17 protein-coding genes are annotated in these 16,545 nt (G+C 60.0%); 13 read left to right on the top strand and 4 right to left on the bottom strand.

Features of this window, described 5'->3' with window-relative positions:
• Positions 1-42 precede the first annotated feature (42 nt).
• Positions 43-699, bottom strand: a complete 657-nt coding sequence (locus BM235_RS10445) for a thiamine diphosphokinase (protein WP_090112503.1) — start codon at positions 697-699, stop codon at positions 43-45.
• Between the two features lie 219 nt (positions 700-918).
• Here BM235_RS10445 and BM235_RS10440 point away from each other — a divergent pair, with 219 nt between their 5' ends.
• Positions 919-1,569, top strand: coding sequence for a trimeric intracellular cation channel family protein (locus BM235_RS10440; protein WP_177244228.1), 651 nt, complete (start codon positions 919-921; stop codon positions 1,567-1,569).
• Positions 1,570-1,571: 2 nt separating this feature from the next.
• Positions 1,572-2,057 carry a low molecular weight protein-tyrosine-phosphatase gene (locus BM235_RS10435; protein WP_090112500.1) on the top strand — a complete coding sequence of 162 codons (486 nt, stop codon included), beginning with the start codon at positions 1,572-1,574 and terminating at the stop codon, positions 2,055-2,057.
• Between the two features lie 147 nt (positions 2,058-2,204).
• On the opposite strand, the gene BM235_RS31645 is transcribed toward BM235_RS10435, so the two are convergent.
• Entirely contained in the window at positions 2,205-2,627 is a 423-nt protein-coding gene (locus tag BM235_RS31645) for a hypothetical protein (protein WP_143106666.1), read from the bottom strand.
• Positions 2,628-2,729: 102 nt separating this feature from the next.
• A complete protein-coding gene (locus tag BM235_RS10430; protein WP_090112498.1) occupies positions 2,730-3,473 on the bottom strand; it encodes an alpha/beta hydrolase in 744 nt (247 codons plus the stop codon).
• A gap of 288 nt (positions 3,474-3,761) precedes the next feature.
• Here BM235_RS10430 and pdhA point away from each other — a divergent pair, with 288 nt between their 5' ends.
• The 4 genes from pdhA (at position 3,762) to lpdA (ending at position 8,782) form a co-directional block, all read left to right on the top strand.
• Complete coding sequence (gene pdhA / locus BM235_RS10425) at positions 3,762-4,862, top strand: pyruvate dehydrogenase (acetyl-transferring) E1 component subunit alpha (protein ID WP_090112496.1); 1,101 nt, start codon at positions 3,762-3,764, stop codon at positions 4,860-4,862.
• 142 nt (positions 4,863-5,004) lie between these two features.
• Positions 5,005-5,982: an alpha-ketoacid dehydrogenase subunit beta gene (locus tag BM235_RS10420; RefSeq protein WP_090112494.1), complete on the top strand. Its 978-nt coding sequence runs from the start codon at positions 5,005-5,007 to the stop codon at positions 5,980-5,982.
• A 19-nt stretch (positions 5,983-6,001) separates the two neighbouring features.
• Entirely contained in the window at positions 6,002-7,357 is a 1,356-nt protein-coding gene (locus BM235_RS10415; protein ID WP_090112492.1) for a dihydrolipoamide acetyltransferase family protein, read from the top strand.
• Positions 7,358-7,360: 3 nt separating this feature from the next.
• Complete coding sequence (gene lpdA, locus BM235_RS10410) at positions 7,361-8,782, top strand: dihydrolipoyl dehydrogenase (RefSeq protein WP_090112490.1); 1,422 nt, start codon at positions 7,361-7,363, stop codon at positions 8,780-8,782.
• A gap of 71 nt (positions 8,783-8,853) precedes the next feature.
• Here lpdA and BM235_RS10405 read toward each other — a convergent pair whose 3' ends face one another.
• Entirely contained in the window at positions 8,854-10,662 is a 1,809-nt protein-coding gene (locus BM235_RS10405) for an SgrR family transcriptional regulator (protein WP_090112488.1), read from the bottom strand.
• Between the two features lie 166 nt (positions 10,663-10,828).
• Here BM235_RS10405 and BM235_RS32020 point away from each other — a divergent pair, with 166 nt between their 5' ends.
• The 7 genes from BM235_RS32020 (at position 10,829) to BM235_RS10375 (ending at position 16,543) form a co-directional block, all read left to right on the top strand.
• Positions 10,829-10,990 (top strand): hypothetical protein, encoded by a 162-nt coding sequence (locus BM235_RS32020; protein WP_158543746.1) that lies wholly within the window; start codon positions 10,829-10,831, stop codon positions 10,988-10,990.
• A gap of 185 nt (positions 10,991-11,175) precedes the next feature.
• Positions 11,176-11,679, top strand: coding sequence for an acyl-CoA thioesterase (locus BM235_RS10400; RefSeq protein WP_090113512.1), 504 nt, complete (start codon positions 11,176-11,178; stop codon positions 11,677-11,679).
• A gap of 42 nt (positions 11,680-11,721) precedes the next feature.
• Positions 11,722-12,516: a thymidylate synthase gene (thyA, locus tag BM235_RS10395; protein ID WP_090112486.1), complete on the top strand. Its 795-nt coding sequence runs from the start codon at positions 11,722-11,724 to the stop codon at positions 12,514-12,516.
• 118 nt (positions 12,517-12,634) lie between these two features.
• Positions 12,635-13,156 carry a dihydrofolate reductase gene (locus tag BM235_RS10390; RefSeq protein ID WP_090112483.1) on the top strand — a complete coding sequence of 174 codons (522 nt, stop codon included), beginning with the start codon at positions 12,635-12,637 and terminating at the stop codon, positions 13,154-13,156.
• Between the two features lie 103 nt (positions 13,157-13,259).
• Positions 13,260-14,750: a glutamate synthase subunit beta gene (locus tag BM235_RS10385; RefSeq protein WP_090112482.1), complete on the top strand. Its 1,491-nt coding sequence runs from the start codon at positions 13,260-13,262 to the stop codon at positions 14,748-14,750.
• 111 nt (positions 14,751-14,861) lie between these two features.
• Positions 14,862-15,188, top strand: coding sequence for a hypothetical protein (locus BM235_RS10380; protein WP_090112480.1), 327 nt, complete (start codon positions 14,862-14,864; stop codon positions 15,186-15,188).
• Positions 15,189-15,370: 182 nt separating this feature from the next.
• Entirely contained in the window at positions 15,371-16,543 is a 1,173-nt protein-coding gene (locus BM235_RS10375) for a lysozyme family protein (RefSeq protein WP_158543747.1), read from the top strand.
• Positions 16,544-16,545: the final 2 nt, after the last annotated feature.

Here is a 16,545-nt window from a genome sequence, read left to right as displayed (position 1 = left end):
CTGCATGAGGCAATGCGCCCGGTCGGCCCGTTTGCGCAGGATTCAGTCTCTGCTGCGAATGACGAGCAGCGAGCCGCTGCGCAGCGAGATGAAGCCTTCTTCTGCAGACAGCAAGTTGCTGACGCCGAGCGACATGCCTTGGCGCAGCGTGGCGTCCTGCAGCGGATAGGCAAAGCCGGTAAGTGTAACGCCCGTCACCTCCGAAGTCAGCGGGAGCAGGGACACGTAGGGATAGCGGTGGTCTGCCTGCAGACGGCTGCCTGCGGTCAGCAGGCGAATCTCGTTGTGCGCGTCCACGAGCAAAGCCTCGGCGCCGGCTTCGTTCGCGACGGCGAGCAGCTGGACGTTGGCCAGGCTGTGGTCGAACCGGGTGCCGAGTCCGCCGGCGATGACGATGTCCCGGTAACCTCGCGCCAGCGCTTCCCGGAGCGCGAGCTCGGTGTCGGACCAATCCTTGTCCACCGCGTCGTACTCGGCCGTCTCCTTCGCTTCGGCGCGAATCCGCGCAAGCGCATCCGCATCCACCGAATCGAAGTCGCCGAGCGCCAGGTGAGGCGCGATTCCGTTCTGTATGAGATAAAAGGCGCCTTTGTCCGCGCCGATGAGATAGTCGCCCGGCTGCGCGAGCGCGAGGCTCCAAGGTCCAAGGCTGCCTCCCGTATAGATGACGGCGCGCCGGGTCGAAGGTTGCTGTGGCAAGGCTGTTTCCTCCTGCTGGTCATTTGCGGCTGGGGCCGCGTCTTTATTCAGTATAATGGCAGAAGCGACGAGATGCGATGGACGGCCCCTTGTTTTTGGTTCAAATTCTCCGTTGCGGCCCGCACGCGGTTGCCGATACAATATATGAGGCGGTTCGCGGACTTCGCATGCAGGGCGCCGCCTCGACTAGAGAAACGGCCGGGGGTTATCGTTTTGACTTTGGACGTATTTGAATGGTTCAGCATTATAGGCACCATCGCCTTCGCCGTGAGCGGCGCGATCGTCGCGATGGAGGAGCATTACGACATGCTGGGGGTGTTCGTGCTAGGACTCGTGACCGCGTTCGGCGGCGGGGTCGTGCGCAATCTGCTCATCGGCGTGCCCGTCACGACGCTCTGGAGCCAAGGTCTGCTTTTGAAGACGGCGGTATTTTCGATCGTGATCGTGTTCGTGCTCCCGACCGCATGGATTTATCATTGGAAAAGAAGCGAGGCGTTTTTCGACGCCATCGGATTGGCAGCGTTCGCGATTCAAGGGGCGCTGTACGCCGTGGAGGCCGGTCTGCCCGTCAGCGCCGTCATGGTCGCCGCGATGATGACCGGCATCGGCGGCGGGATGATTCGCGATATTATGGCCGGCCGCAAGCCGCTCGTGCTCCGCGACGAGATCTATGCGGTGTGGGCGCTGCTCGCGGGACTGGCCGTCGGGATCGGGCCGATGCGGGTCGCTTGGACGCTGCTTGCGCTTTTCGCGGCGACCGTAACGATGCGGATGCTGTCGGTTCATTATAAATGGCGGCTGCCGCGCAGGAAGCTGCATGCATACGGCAGATATGACGGGTCGGCTGCAGAAGAAGGGAAGGGATTGTAAGCATGTATCGCGTATTGTTCGTTTGCCTGGGCAACATTTGCCGCTCGCCGATGGCCGAAGCAGTATTCCGGGACCGGGTAGAGAAAGCGGGACTTACGGGATCGATCGAGATCGACTCCTGCGGCACCGGGGATTGGCACCTAGGCAAACCGCCGCACGAAGGCACCCGCCGCATCTTGGACGGTCAAGGCATCTCTTATGAAGGCATGCTGGCGCGCGGCATTCGGGCCGATGACGGAGAGCGATTCGATCTGCTCGTCGCGATGGACGAGAGCAACGTGAAGGCCATTCGCGAGGCGCTCGGTATAGAAGCGAAGGCAGAGATCGTGCGCTTCCTTTCGTTCGTGCCCGGCGCGCGTTTGGCGGATGTGCCGGATCCCTACTACACCGGCGACTTCGAAGAAACGTACGCGTTAATTAGCGAAGCGAGCGACAGATTGCTCGCGCATTTGCTGGAAAGCGGCAAGGTTAAAACGAATCTTGGGTGAGGCGTAAATGAACGATGCCGAGACATCTTGTCTCGGCATCGTTTATTTACTTAAATTTACGATAAAACGCTTCTTCGCTCATCTCAGTTTCTTGAAATGCGTTTTTGTATTTCTCAACGTTGCTCACGGCAACAATGCGACCCGCTTTTAACTGAAAAATAAAGGGTTCGATAATTCCATAGTAATTCGGACCGCCTCGCCGCTTTGCGCAAGGGTAAAAATATATTCCTCGCCGACAACCAACGTTGCCAGCAAAGGGGCTTTTACTTTTCCGAGACTACCGCCGCTTACCGCGACGCTAATTTCGCTGCCAACCGCTAAATCTCCTTTTAACGCTTTTGATACAAGGATACGATAATTTGTTCCTGAGACTGCAACTCCATCAACGACTCTTCCTGTAATAACGATAGGCGCATTTAGTATAGCGACATCAATATTGGTCGCTATAGCCTCATCACGACCGGAATTCGTTCTGTTGCTTATAAAAGACTGGCCATAAAATAATACTGTAGCGAGAATGAGCGCAACGATTGCAGTCAGACTCAAACTGCGGTAACGATAAGACTTCAACACGGTCACTCCTTTCGGTATTAAGGCAGGGTTATTAAAAGGGTATTAAAAAAGCAGCCGGCGAAGTCAAGTTATCCATGACTTGTCCGACTGCTTTTTTCGTTACATATGCGCCTTCGGCCCGAGAAACGCGCCGAGCGCTTCCGGCAGCTCCTTCTGCCAAAAGCCCCACTTGTGCTCGCCGTCCTTTTCCCGGTAATCGACGAATGCGCCCTTGTTCTCGAGGATCCGCTTGGCCGCCCGGTTCAGCTCGACGAAGTTATGAACGCCGCGCTCGGTCTCATAGGCGGTCTCCTGCAGACCTACGGTCATCCAGGCGGAGAGCCAGGACAGGTCGCCGGCTTCCTTCATCTGCGCGATCGAAGCGCCGTAGTACGCGCCGGACAGCGAGAGGAGCCGATTGAACAGGTCCGGACGCCGAAGGGCGATCGACAAAGACACGGTAGCTCCTAGCGAGTCGCCGGCGAGCAGGCGGGCGTCCGCGGAAGGGCGGGCGGCGAACGTTTTCTCGACAAAGGGAACGAGCTCGTCGACCCAGAAATTCAAATACGCTTCGTGCCGCTCGCTGCCCGGCAAATACTCCTCGGTTCGGACCGATTTGTCGACGTCGACGGCCGCGATGATGAAAGGCTCCCAGCTCTCTTCAAGTATGAGGCCATGGGAGATCGTGGCGATTCTGCCGAAATTGAAAAAATCTTCTCCGTCCTGGCAATAAACGACCGGATAGCTGAGCCACTCCTGGTACCCGGGGGGTAAATAGAAGCGGACCGCGCGTTCGCCGGCTTGCAGGTAATTGCTGGGAACCGTGTGCTTGACGACGGTTCTGCGGACAGGCGTATCGGACATAGATCATCGTTCCTTTCTCGGGCCCGATTCGGGTATGACAGCGCCCCGGCATGGGCAAAACATAGGAATGTTCGTTGCCGCGCTTGCCATTTTAAGGACGGCCGATCGGGATTTGTATTAATGTGTTATACAACAAATTTGAAACTGTACTAGAAACATATTGCGCTTTCAACGGCGAAGAAATCAATAAATATGCCTTTTTTGCTTTGACCAAACCACTAGGGCAGCTATATAATAATTCTATAACAGAAACCCCTCTTCCACAATTCATGACGAGGAGATGTAACGATGAGCAAAGGATCTTTGGACGCACCGGCCAAGCCGGGGCAGCAAGCAGCGCATATTGTGCATTCGGAAGACGTCACGCCGCTTCAAGTATTGTCCCCCGAAGGCGAAGTGGTCAATGCGGCAGCGATGCCGAACCTGACCGACGAGCAATTAAAGGAAATTATGTACCGCATGGTATTTACCCGCACGTGGGACGACCGCGCCGTCAACCTGGGCCGTCAAGGCCGCCTGGGCTTCTACGCGCCGGTCTCCGGCCAGGAAGGCACGATGGTCGGCAGCGAATACGCCTTGACCAAGGAAGACTTCGTCTGCCCGGGCTACCGCGATATGCCGCAGCTCGTCTGGCACGGCCTGCCGCTGTATCAGGCGTTCCTGTATTCCCGCGGTCACCAGCACGGCGGCCAGATTCCCGAAGGCGTGAACGTGCTGATGCCGCAGATCATCATCGGCGCGCAGATTCTTCACGCGACCGGCGTCGCCATGGGCTTCAAGCTGAAGAATGAAAAGCGCGTCGCCATTACCTACACCGGCGACGGCGGCTCCTCCGAAGGCGACTTCTACGAAGGCATGAACTTTGCCGGCTCGTTCAAGCTGCCGGTCATTTACTTCGTTCAAAACAACGGCTATGCGATCACGACGCCGTTCGCCAAGCAGACGGCCGCCCAGTCGATCGCACACAAGGCGCTCGCGGCGGGCATCCGCGGCGTGAAGATCGACGGCATGGACGTGCTGGCGGTCATCTCCGCCGTGCAGGAAGCTGCCGAGATCGCCCGCGAAGGCGGCGGCGCGACGCTGATCGAAGCCGTCACGTACCGCTTCCGCCCGCACTCGATGTCCGACGACGCGACCAAGTACCGCACGAAAGAAGAAGAGCAGGAGTGGGCGCTTCGCGATCCGCTCGTGCGCTTCGGCAAGTACCTTGAATCGAAGGGCCTGTGGTCGGAAGAGGACACGGCTCGCGTTAAGGAAGAGGCCAAGGCTGCGGTTAACGAGCATATTAAGAAGGCCGAGCAGACCGAGAAGATGACGGTCGCGGGGCTGATCGACTCGATGTTCGAGACGACGCCTCCGCATCTCGAAGAGCAAAAAGCCGATTTCTAAACAGATACCCGCGGCAGCGCGCGGACGGTTCTTCGTCCGGCGCCCCCGGTACGGGCCAGCTTGAAGCCGGTCCGTTCAATATATATGGTACAGCCGCTATGATCGCGGCCGTCATCCTCTAGATGGGAGAGAACAAAATCCAATGGCGCAAATGAACATGATTGAAGCGATCAAGGACGCGTTGCGCGTCGAACTGAAGCGCGACCCCGGCGTCCTGCTCTTCGGCGAAGACGTCGGCAAGGTCGGCGGCGTCTTCCGCGCGACGGAGGGTCTCCAAGCCGAATTCGGCGAGCAGCGCGTATTCGATACGCCGCTGGCCGAGTCCGCGATCGGGGGCCTGGCTGTCGGTCTCGCGACCCAAGGCTTCCGCCCGATCGCCGAGATTCAATTCGTAGGCTTTATTTATGAGGCGCTCGACCAGATGTTCGTGCAGGCCGCGCGCCTGCGCTACCGTTCCGGCGGCCGCTACAACGCGCCGATCGTCTTCCGCACGCCATTCGGCGGCGGCGTCAAGGCGGCCGAGCTGCACACCGACTCGCTCGAAGGTCTGGCTATCCAGACGCCGGGCATCAAGGTCGTCGTGCCTTCGAATCCCGCGGACGCCAAGGGCCTGATGATCTCCGCGATCCGGGACAACGATCCGGTCTTTTTCATGGAGCACTTGAACCTGTACCGCGCGTTCAAGGACGAAGTGCCCGAAGGCGAGTACACGGTTCCGCTCGGCAAGGCGAACGTCGTTCGCGAGGGTAAGGATATTACGATCATCGCGTACGGCCTGATGGTACACACCGCGATCAAGGCAGCCGACGAGCTGGCCAAAAACGGCGTATCCGCAGAGGTCATCGACTTGCGCACGCTCGTGCCGCTCGACATCGATACGATCGTCGCGTCGATCCAGAAGACGAACCGCGCGATCGTCGTTCAAGAAGCGCAGAAGACTTCCGGCGCCGCCGCCGAGATCATCGCGCAGATCAACGAAAAAGCGATTCTCCACCTGGAGGCGCCGGTTCTCCGCGTCGCGGGTCCGGATACGGTGTATCCGTTCGCGCTGATCGAGGACGCCTGGCTGCCGACGCCTGCACGCATCGTGAAGGCCGCCAACCAAACGCTTCAGTTCTAAAGTGAAGGAGGGATAGCGCATGGCTAGATTTGAATACCGGTTCCCGGAGCTCGGCGAAGGTCTGCATGAGGGCGAGATCGTCAAAATGCACATCGCTGCCGGACAAGCCGTTACCGACGAAGACATCTTGATGGAAGTACAAAACGACAAGGCCATCATGGAAGTGCCTTGCCCGGTCAACGGCAAGGTGCTTGAAGTGTTCGGCAAAGACGGTCAGACGATGCGCGTCGGCGAAGTCGTCGCCATTATCGATGCCGAAGGCGAGTTGCCGGAGCAAGCGGACGGCGGCCACGGCGCCGAGCCTTCCGGCCATAGCGGCGAAGTCGCATCCGCTCAAGGCGGCGCGGACCTGAAGGGTCAGCCTGCCCAAGCGCCGGCCCAAGAGACCGTCGGCGAGGCCGCCAAGCCTGCCGAAACCGCTGCGCCTGCGCCTGCCGCCAAGGACGCCGCGCTCGTGCTGGCAACGCCTAGCGTGCGCAAGTTCGCCCGCGAGAAGGGCGTCGCCATCGCGGACGTATCCGGCACCGGCAAGAACGGCCGCATCACCCGCGAGGACGTCGCCGGCTTCGCCGAAGGCGGAGCGCCTGCGAAGAGCGAAGCCCCGTCCGCAGACGCCGCGCCTGCTGCTGCACAAGCCGCAGCGCCTGCAGCGCGCGCCGCGCAATCGGGCCCCGGCGTCGAAGAGCGCGTGCCGTTCAAGGGCATCCGCAAGGCGATCGCGAACGCGATGGTCAAGTCCGTATACACGGCGCCGCACGTTACGCTGATGGACGAAGTGGACGTCACCGCGCTCGTCGCGCTGCGCAACCGTTCCAAGGCGTTCGCCGAGAAGAAGGGCGTCAAGCTGACGTACCTGCCGTTCATCGTCAAGGCGCTGGTCGCCGCCGTACGCGAGTTCCCGGTCATGAACGCGATGATCGACGAAGCCGCGAACGAGATCGTCTTCAAAAAGTACTACAACATCGGCATCGCCACCGACACGGACAACGGTCTGCTCGTGCCGGTCGTCTTCGACGCCGACCGCAAGAACATTTGGAATATCGCCAAGGAAATCAAGGATCTGGCGACCCGCGGCCGCGACGGCAAGCTGGGCGCAGGCGAGCTGAGAGGCAGCACGATCTCGATCACCAATATCGGCTCGGCGGGCGGCCTGTTCTTCACGCCGGTCATCAACTTCCCCGAGTCCGCGATCCTGGGCGTCGGGCGTATCGATCAGAAGCCGGTCATTAAGAACGGAGAGATCGTACCCGCTTCGGTCATGGCGCTTAGCCTGAGCTTCGACCACCGCATCGTCGACGGCGCTACCGCGCAACAATTCGTTAACTACATTAAACAGCTGCTTAGCGATCCTGAGCTGCTTGTCATGGAGGTGTAATCGATGGTAGTAGGAGACGCTTCTCTGGACATCGACACATTAGTAATCGGCGCGGGTCCCGGCGGATACGTCGCGGCCATCCGCGCGGCACAGCTCGGCCAAAAGGTCATCATCGCGGATAAGGGCAAGTTCGGCGGAGTCTGTCTGAACGTCGGCTGTATCCCTTCCAAGGCGCTGATCAACTCCGCGCATCACTACGAATCGATGCTGCATGCCGACGAGTACGGCCTTTCCGCCGAGAACGTCAAGGTCGACTTCGGCAAGGTGCAAGTATACAAGGATTCCGTCGTCAACAAGATGACGAGCGGCGTCGAGATGCTGCTTAAGGCAAACAAGGTTCAAATGTTCCAAGGCGAAGTCATGTTCATCAACGAAAACGAAGCGCGTCTGTTCAACGACCAAGAGGCGCCTCGTTATCGCTTTAAAAACTGCATCATCGCGACGGGCTCGCGCCCGATCGAGCTGAAGCCTTTCCCGTTCGGCGGACGCATCCTGTCGTCGACCGAAGCGCTGTCGCTGCCCGAAGTGCCGAAGAGCATGGTCATCATCGGCGGCGGCTACATCGGCATCGAGCTCGGCCAGATGTACGCCAAGTTCGGCACCGAGATCACGATCCTCGAGGGCGCCGACACGATCATGCCGGGCTTCGACAAGGACATGAGCAACCTCGTCGTCAAGAAGCTGAAGAAGAACAAGGTCGACATCGTCAACGGCGCGCTCGCCAAGGGCGCGGAGCAGTCCGACAAGGACGTCACCGTGACGTACGAAGTCGGCGGCGAACAGAAGACCGTGACCGCGGACTACCTGCTCGTCACCGTCGGACGCCGTCCGAACACCGACGGCGAGCTGGGCCTCGACCTGATCGGCATCAAGACGACCGATCGCGGCCTGATCGAAGTCGACGACCAATGCCGCACGAACATCAAGCATATCTTCGCGATCGGCGATATCGTGCCCGGCGCGGCGTTGGCGCACAAAGCTTCTTACGAAGCGAAGGTCGCGGCCGAGGCGATCGCGGGTCTGCCTTCCAAGGTCGACTACAAGTGCATCCCTGCAGTTGCGTTCTCCGATCCGGAATGCGCAAGCGTCGGCTACACCGAGAAGGAAGCGAAGGATAAAGGCCTGAACGTCAAGTCCAGCAAGTTCCCGTTCGGCGGCAACGGCCGCGCGGTCACGCTGGGCGGTGCCGACGGCTTCCTGAAGCTGATCTCCGAGGTCGACACGGGCCTTGTCGTCGGCGCGCAAATCGCCGGCGTCGAAGCGTCGAACATGATCGCCGAGCTGGGTCTCGCGATCGAGATGGGCGCCACGATCGAAGACATCGCCCTGACCATCCACGCTCACCCGACGCTGGGCGAGATCACGATGGACGCGGCCGAACTCGCGATGGGTCACCCGATCCACACGATCGCGCCTAAAAAATAAGCTTTGCCACATATAAGAGGAAAGCGCCGAGAAATTCTCGGACGCTTTCCTCTTTTTGCGTTGACGCGCGATCATACGACCTTTTCCAGCCAAATCTGCTTAAAATCGATCCACCCCTGCGGACTGAAGCTGGCGCCTCTGACGGAGGGATGCATTTGCGTGCTCAGACGGCGATGGTGCAAAAATACGAGGTAGCAGTCATCGCGGAGCCGGTTTTCGATTTCGCGCATATGACTGCGGCGCTCCTCGGCGCTGAAGGCGGCCAGCGCACGATCGATCCGCTCGACGATCCAAGCCTTCAGCGTCGCGTTCAGATAGGCGCTGGTCATGCAGGCCTCGTGTTCGTAGAGGTCGATCTCGCATACCTCGTCCTCGGCCAGGACGATGCCGGATACGGTGAAGTCGCCGCTCGCGACGACGGCCGGATCGACCGATTGCTTCCAATCGGCTACGAAAAGGTCGATGCGAACCCCGTACCGTTCGAGCCGTGCGGCGATCCATTTTCCGTCCGGCTCGTATTTCTCGTGCACGACCAGCCGCAGCGTCTCGCCGTCGTAGCCCGAAGCGCGAAGAGCCTCCCGGATTTGCGGTTCGCCGGCGGATTTGGCGATATACTTCAAGCTGTCTTCGGGGCGAATGCAATAGGCGGGCAGCGCGCGTTCTCCGCCAAGGTCGGCCTGCATCGCCACCGGGTCGAGCATATGGCGCACGGCTGTGCGGAACGCGTCGTTTTGCTGCCAGCCCTCTTTGTTCGTGTTCCAGGTCAGCATCGTGCATCCGTTGCAAAGCCTGGCCAGCGCCTGCCAATCCATGGGCGGATCGAGGCCGTCGTCCTCGTCCTCGCCGTTCGGCGCGCGCATGACCGAAGGCATCCCGATCGTGGACCGCTCCCGGCAATCCTCCGGCATAATGACAATATCCACGACGTCGAGAAACGGGCGTCCCGAATAATAAGCCGTATTGGCGCTGAGCTCGATCCGGTGGGGAGACAGCGTGACGAGCCTAAAGGCGCCGGTGCCGACCGGCAGCCGCCAGTAGGCTTCGCCTAGGCCGCACAAGTCGAGCGGCAGGATGGAGGCCGCGGCGGCGCACAGGAATCGGTCGAAAATGCGGTTAGGCCGCGAGAGCGAGAAACGTACGGTGCGCGGCCCAAGCGCTTCGACGCGCGAAAGGCTGCGCATCATCCAGCTGTTCGGCACCCCTGGCTGGCGAAGCCGCTCGAACGTGAAGACGACGTCCTCGCTCGTCAGCTCGCGCCCATCGTGGAAGAGCACGCCTTTTCGCAGGTAAAAGGTCCATTCCATGCCTGACGGATCGGAGCTCCATGCATGCGCGATGCCCGGCACGATCCGGCCTAGCGATTCGTCGAAGGTAACGAGCCGATCGTAAATATGGTACATCAGGTGGCCGTCGAACGCGAAGTTGGCGCAGCCGGGATCGAGCGTCTGCACTTGCCGGTAGACGGGGATCCGGAGCGTGTCGCAGTCCGTGCGCCCGCGAACCGTTTCCTTTTGATAGCCGAACCTGACATTCAGCCAATCGATAAATCTCGCCTTGACGTCGGTGCCGTTGCCGAAGCTCGAGATCAGCTCGAACGACAAGCGATAGTCGCCGTGCTCCGCTTTGGCCGTAACCAGGCCGAACAAAAACGGCTCCTTTTCCGCCTTGAAGGCGATATGGGAGCGATTGCCGCGGCCCCGGCCGGGCAGCCAGTCGATGAGGCCGTCCTCCTCGAGCTTCTTAAGCACCAGCTTGGCGTTGCGCGTCGTACAATACAGCGTCTCGGCCAGTTCCTCGAGCGTAGCCTCAACCGGCTCTCCCAAGGCGCGGCCGCCATCAAAACGATCGAATAGGGTCAAATATCGTTCCGCCGTCAGCATCCCCGTTCACCCCTCCGCGGTTTTGCCGCTTATCTCCTGTAAAAGAGGAAATCCAGTATATGCATTATACGCTTTTTATCCTCTTTTGGACAACGCATAATGGAGACAACGAACAAGCGTGCCGGCCGCAACGTGCGGCCTGGCGATACGCGGAGGAGGAACCCCCATGTTGGACATTCAATACACGCTCGAAAAGCTGGCCGAATACCGGGAGCTCGGACATCGCGACGACGCGGGACGCTACGGAGATTCAACGTTAAGCGGCGGCAGATTCAAGCGAGTTCGCTCTTCGATTCTCGCGTTGCTCGCTGCGCTAATCGGAAGATAAGGCAGCCCGCGCGGCTGCCTTCTTTTTTTGTACCTGACGCCGGAAGCGTCTCGCGTTAACTTGCGTAGTTATCTTGCGTAGTTATCTTGCGTAGTTATCTTGCGTTATAATGTAGGGACTTAAGACATCGCGAGACGCGACGCTTCGAGCCGGCGCGCAGCAGAAGAAAAGAGGAAATGCATACGATGACCGATTCATCCAAACCGATCTCGGCGTCCAGGTCCGTGCTGACCGAGATGCTGTTTCCAGGCGATACGAATTACCATGGCACGATGTTCGGCGGCACGCTCATGCAGTATATCGACAAGATCGCGACGATCGCCGCGATGCGCCATTGCCATATGCCCGTCGTGACGGTCTCGCAGGATAGCCTCGACTTCCTCTCGCCGATTCGCGTAGGCGAGGCGTTCGAGCTCGAAGCCTGCGTTACCTGGACGCATCGCAGCTCCATGGAGATTTACTGCGTCGTTCGCGCGGAGGATTTGTTCACGGGCGAACGGCGGCTGACCGTCACCGCGTTCAGCACGTTCGTCGGGCTCGGCGCGGACGGCAAAACCGCTCCGGTGCCCGGCGTCTACCCGGAGACCGAGGAGGAGCGGCTGCTGCACGAGAGCGCGCGCGATCGCTACGAGCAGCGACAGCTGCGGCGGGGCCGGCGGTACTCGTCGACAGATGGACGGGACAAATGATACAATCGGAAATAACGTTACAATGAAAAGGTGAGACGTCTCTTGCGTAATTATTTGGACCTTTTACAGGATATTTTGGACCATGGCACGGAGAAGGGAGACCGAACGGGCACCGGCACGATCAGCGTATTCGGCAGGCAGCTCCGGTTCGATCTGCAGGAAGGCTTCCCTCTCGTCACGACGAAGCGGATCCATTTGAAAAGCGTCGTGCACGAGCTGCTCTGGTTCCTGAGCGGAGATACCAACATTCGTTATTTGAAGGAAAACGGCGTCTCGATCTGGGACGAATGGGCCGACGAAAACGGCGATCTCGGACCCGTCTACGGCTCGCAGTGGCGCGCCTGGGAGACGCCCGACGGGCGTACGGTCGATCAGATCGCGCAGGTCGTCGAGTCCATCAAGCGCAATCCCGAATCCCGCCGCCATCTCGTCAGCGCCTGGAACGTCGCGGAGATCGAACGGATGAAGCTGCCGCCGTGCCACTTCGTTTTTCAGTTTTACGTAGCCGAGGGCAAGCTCTCGTGCATGCTCACGATGCGCTCCGTCGATACGTTCCTCGGTTTGCCGTTCAATATCGCCTCCTATGCGCTGCTCACCCACATGGTGGCGCAGCAATGCGGTCTCGAAGCCGGGGAGTTCGTCTGGTCCGGCGGGGACGTGCATATCTACGCCAATCACCTCGAACAGGTGAAGCTGCAGCTCACCCGCGAGCCGCTGCCATTGCCGAAGCTCGTTATTCGTCGCAAGCCGGATTCGATATTCGATTACAAATTCGAAGATTTTGTATTCGAAGGCTACGAATATCATCCCGCGATCAAGGCGCCCGTAGCGATTTAAGCAGGCGCCGCTTCCGTGGTGTCGTCAAAAAACAGTCGTTTTTTGGCTGATAGTCGCCGGGAGACATCGTATGTTATGATAGTTACACAAATTCACGATAGCAGGGAGGCGGTGGCGCATGTCCGTCACGTTGATCGCCGCCGTCGCGAAGAACGGCGTCATCGGGGCGGATAACGCCCTGCCTTGGCGTCTGAAGGACGAGATGGCCTACTTCAAAGCCCAGACAATGGGCAAGTCCGTGTTGATGGGGAGCAAGACGTTCCGCTCGCTGCCGAAGCCGCTGGCCGGACGGACGAACGTCATTTTGTCCAGGACGATGACCGAAGCCCCGGAGGGCTGCGTCATCGTTCGCTCCGTAGAGGAGGCGCTCGCGCGCTACGGCGGGGAAGAGCTGATGGTGGCCGGAGGCGCCGACGTGTACGCGCAGCTGCTGCCGCACGCCGACCGGATGCTGCTCTCGGAGCTTTCTGAGGACGTAGAAGGCGACGCCGTATTCCCGAGCTTTGACCGGTCGGACTGGGTTCTTGCGTCCAAAAAGTCCCAGGCGGCGGACGAACGCAATCCGATCGCCTTCGATAAGTGCGTATACGAGCGCCGCGCAGCGGAAAGTGCAAACAATAGAGGGGATAATCCATTCTGATGACACGGGTCGTCAGGTAAGATGGTCTATCATATAACGGTGCCCTGACCCGGCGGCTATATCCGGTCAGACACGCGAATTACCGACAGATGGAGGAAATGGGATGTCGACGCCTACGGGATTTATGGAATATCAACGCGAGCTGCCAAGCGATCGCGACCCCCTTGAACGGATCAAGGACTGGAACGAGTTCCACCGCATGTTCTCCGAAGAACAGCTGCGCACCCAAGGGGCGCGCTGCATGGACTGCGGCACGCCATATTGCCACACCGGCATGGAATTGTCCGGCGGCGCTTCGGGTTGCCCGGTCAACAACCTAATACCCGAATGGAACAACCTCATCTACCGCGGACTGTGGAGAGAGGCTTACGAGCGTCTGGCCAAGACGAACAACTTCCCCGAGTTCACGGGCCGCGTCTGTCCCGCGCCGTGCGAAGGATCTTGCACCGTCGGCCTTATCGGCGATCCGGTCACGATCAAGACGATCGAGCAAGCGATTATCGACCGCGCCTTCGAAGAGGGCTGGGTGGTGCCCCAGCCTCCGAAGCAGCGCACGGGCAAGCGCGTCGCCGTCGTCGGATCCGGACCTGCAGGCCTGGCTACGGCCGCTCAGTTGAACAAAGCGGGCCACAGCGTGACCGTATTCGAGCGCGCCGACCGTCCGGGCGGCCTGCTCACGTACGGCATCCCGACGATGAAGCTCGAGAAGCATATCGTCAAGCGCCGCGTCGATCTGATGGCCGAAGAGGGCATTCAGTTCGTTACGAACACCGAGATCGGCAAGGACATTTCCGCTAAGCAGCTGGCCGAAGAGTACGATGCGATCGTCCTGTGCGGCGGCGCGACCAAGGCGCGCGGGCTTGGCCCCGTCGAAGGCGCGAACCTGAAGGGCATCCATCAGGCGATGGATTACTTGAACGGCACGATCAAGAGCTATCTCGACTCGAATCTCGAAGACGGCAATTATATTTCGGGCAAGGACAAGCATGTCATCGTCATCGGCGGCGGCGACACGGGTACGGACTGCGTCGCGACTGCGCTGCGTCACGGCTGCACGAGCGTCTCTCAGTTCGGCACGCATGCCAAGGCGCCGCTGACGCGCGACCAGATCAACAACCCGTGGCCGGAATACCCGAACGTCTACACGCTCGATTACGCGCATGAAGAGGCGAAGGTCTTGTACGGCGAAGACCCGCGCGCGTTCTCGGTGTTGACGAAAAAGTTCGTCGGCGACGAAGACGGCAACGTCAAGGAGCTGCACACCGTTCAAATCCGGCGCTACGTCGACGAGTCGGGCCGCAAGGTATACGAAGAGATTCCCGGCACGGAGAAAGTATGGCCGGCCGATCTCGTCCTCGTAGCCGTCGGCTTCGAAGGTCCGGAATCGACCCTTATCGAGCAGCTTGGCCTGGAGACGGACCGCAGAACGAACGTGAAGGCGGCCTACGGCAAGTATAAGACGAGCGTCGACAAAGTGTTCGCGGCCGGCGATATGCGCCGCGGCCAAAGCCTCATCGTATGGGCGATCAACGAAGGCCGCGAGGCTGCCCGCGAGGTCGACCGTTATCTGATGGGTTCGACGATGCTGCCTTAAGGATTGACGATTGACCAGCTAGCGATTTAATCATATCAGGGTCGCACCCGAGCCGTCTTCGAAGCGAAGCCGGCGGGTGACGACCCTTTATTGCGAACGGAGGAAAATGCGATGTTCCGATACGGCGAAGATCTACCGAAGGAGCTCAAGTTTACGGGGTTCGAAGTTAGCGTCGACAAGCGCGACGCGCAGTGGATCGATGCGGAGCTTGTGATTCGCGTGGACGCGTCAACGCCGCTGCCGGGCGACGTCATCGATCTGACGGCGCTCGTCGTATGCACGCATGCCGGGCACCCGATCCAGATCGAGGCGCTCGACGAGGGCATCGACTGCGAATACCAGTTCACGATGTTCGAGAAGGAGCAGATCGAACGTTACATCAGGAGCGACGAGGTACAGGCGCGTATTGCGGAAGCCGCGCGCGGAGCACGGGGCTAAACGGTGAACGGCGGGTCCGCGTGGCGGATCTACGTGGCGGGTCGCTTGATGTAGAGCAGGCGATGAGGCCGGAAACGAGGCTGAATCGCTGGCAAGATCGCTTTTTCAGGCGGCGCTCCTATGCTAAACTATGGAAAAGCAGTCGATCTGGAAAGCTTCGGGCGGAGGGGGGCGCGGCGAATATGGCAGGCGAAGCATTGTTGACGCCGGGAGACGTATCGGTCATCCGCCGATACGTTCGAACTAAATATGCGCCGATGCCCGCGACGAATCAGGCGGAAATCGTCGCCGACGCGATCGTGCGTACGATTCGCCGGCGGCTGCCCGAATGGCCGGAAGCGCTCAGAGCCGACGTGGCCGACAGGCTCGTGGCGTCTTGCGTCGTTGGCGAGAAGCGCGAGGTGTACCCGCAGGACGTGCTGCGCGTATGCGGGGATTTGACGCTTGCGGATGAGGCGCATGCGGCTAGCCTTCTTCGATGGTTGAACGAAAGGACGGCCGCGGCATGGTCGCTTGATCGGATCGCGCAGCGAACCGAAAAGGGGCTCGTGCTGAACCATGATCTCGCGGCCAAGCTCGATTCTCAAGCATTCGCAAATGATAGCGCTTCATCTCTGCTTGAAGCAGCGCATGACGGCGCCGTCGGCCATAACCATGCTTCAACGACACTTGGCATAGACGGCACACGCCTCGCCGCCGCGGACGCTGATTCGGCCGCCGATGCCGTCAGGGTGCCAAGATCCGGCTGGCTGGCGCCATCCGCCCTGCGCCCGCTTGTTCTCGCGGCCGTGCTGATGCTTGCTGCTGCGTGCGTGCTTTTGACGTCGATTCAGCGCAGCGACAGCGAAGCGGATTTGCCTAGACCCGAATCCGCCGCAAACCTGGCAGCGCAGCAAACCGTCCGCCAAGCCGCCGATACGGCTCCGTTTGCTTATTTGCCGTTCGATGCGGAGGCGGTGAAGGCTTACCTGAAAGGCCGGGACTCGATGCTGGCCGAGCGCCCTTACTTCGAGGCGATCGTCGAGAGCGCCCGCCGGCATGGCATCGATCCGCTGCTGCTTTTTGCGGTAGCGGGTCAAGAGCAAGGCTTCGTCCCGAAGTCCGCCAAAAAAGCGAAGCAAATCGCGAACAATCCGTTTAACGTCTTTCATAGCTGGGAGACGTACAATACGGACATCGGCGATTCGTCGGGCATCGCGGCGAAGCTCCTCGCAAAGCTGGCGGCCGGCATTCCCGAAGGCGAAGAACCGTTCGCCTGGATGAATCGGACCTATGCGGAGGACCCGCTGTGGTCGGACGGCGTCCGCGCCATATACGCCAAGCTTCAATCGATAGGAAGAGAGCAAGGAGAGTGATT

Origin of the sequence: Cohnella sp. OV330 (assembly GCF_900112065.1) — a bacterium.
Taxonomy (GTDB): Bacteria; Bacillota; Bacilli; order Paenibacillales; family Paenibacillaceae; genus Cohnella.
This window is presented reverse-complemented; position numbering and strand designations above follow the sequence as displayed.

What these genes read in the sequence shown, in the direction of transcription:
- BM235_RS10385 (WP_090112482.1), top strand. Translation starts at nt 13,260, where the DNA reads ATGTCGACGCCTACGGGATTTATGGAATATCAACGCGAGCTGCCAAGC.
- BM235_RS10390 (WP_090112483.1), top strand. Translation starts at nt 12,635, where the DNA reads ATGTCCGTCACGTTGATCGCCGCCGTCGCGAAGAACGGCGTCATCGGG.
- BM235_RS10380 (WP_090112480.1), top strand. Translation starts at nt 14,862, where the DNA reads ATGTTCCGATACGGCGAAGATCTACCGAAGGAGCTCAAGTTTACGGGG.
- BM235_RS10420 (WP_090112494.1), top strand. Translation starts at nt 5,005, where the DNA reads ATGGCGCAAATGAACATGATTGAAGCGATCAAGGACGCGTTGCGCGTC.
- BM235_RS10405 (WP_090112488.1), bottom strand. Translation starts at nt 10,662, where the DNA reads ATGCTGACGGCGGAACGATATTTGACCCTATTCGATCGTTTTGATGGC.
- BM235_RS10435 (WP_090112500.1), top strand. Translation starts at nt 1,572, where the DNA reads ATGTATCGCGTATTGTTCGTTTGCCTGGGCAACATTTGCCGCTCGCCG.
- BM235_RS10430 (WP_090112498.1), bottom strand. Translation starts at nt 3,473, where the DNA reads ATGTCCGATACGCCTGTCCGCAGAACCGTCGTCAAGCACACGGTTCCC.
- BM235_RS10375 (WP_158543747.1), top strand. Translation starts at nt 15,371, where the DNA reads ATGGCAGGCGAAGCATTGTTGACGCCGGGAGACGTATCGGTCATCCGC.
- BM235_RS10415 (WP_090112492.1), top strand. Translation starts at nt 6,002, where the DNA reads ATGGCTAGATTTGAATACCGGTTCCCGGAGCTCGGCGAAGGTCTGCAT.
- BM235_RS10400 (WP_090113512.1), top strand. Translation starts at nt 11,176, where the DNA reads ATGACCGATTCATCCAAACCGATCTCGGCGTCCAGGTCCGTGCTGACC.
- pdhA (WP_090112496.1), top strand. Translation starts at nt 3,762, where the DNA reads ATGAGCAAAGGATCTTTGGACGCACCGGCCAAGCCGGGGCAGCAAGCA.
- BM235_RS32020 (WP_158543746.1), top strand. Translation starts at nt 10,829, where the DNA reads ATGTTGGACATTCAATACACGCTCGAAAAGCTGGCCGAATACCGGGAG.
- lpdA (WP_090112490.1), top strand. Translation starts at nt 7,361, where the DNA reads ATGGTAGTAGGAGACGCTTCTCTGGACATCGACACATTAGTAATCGGC.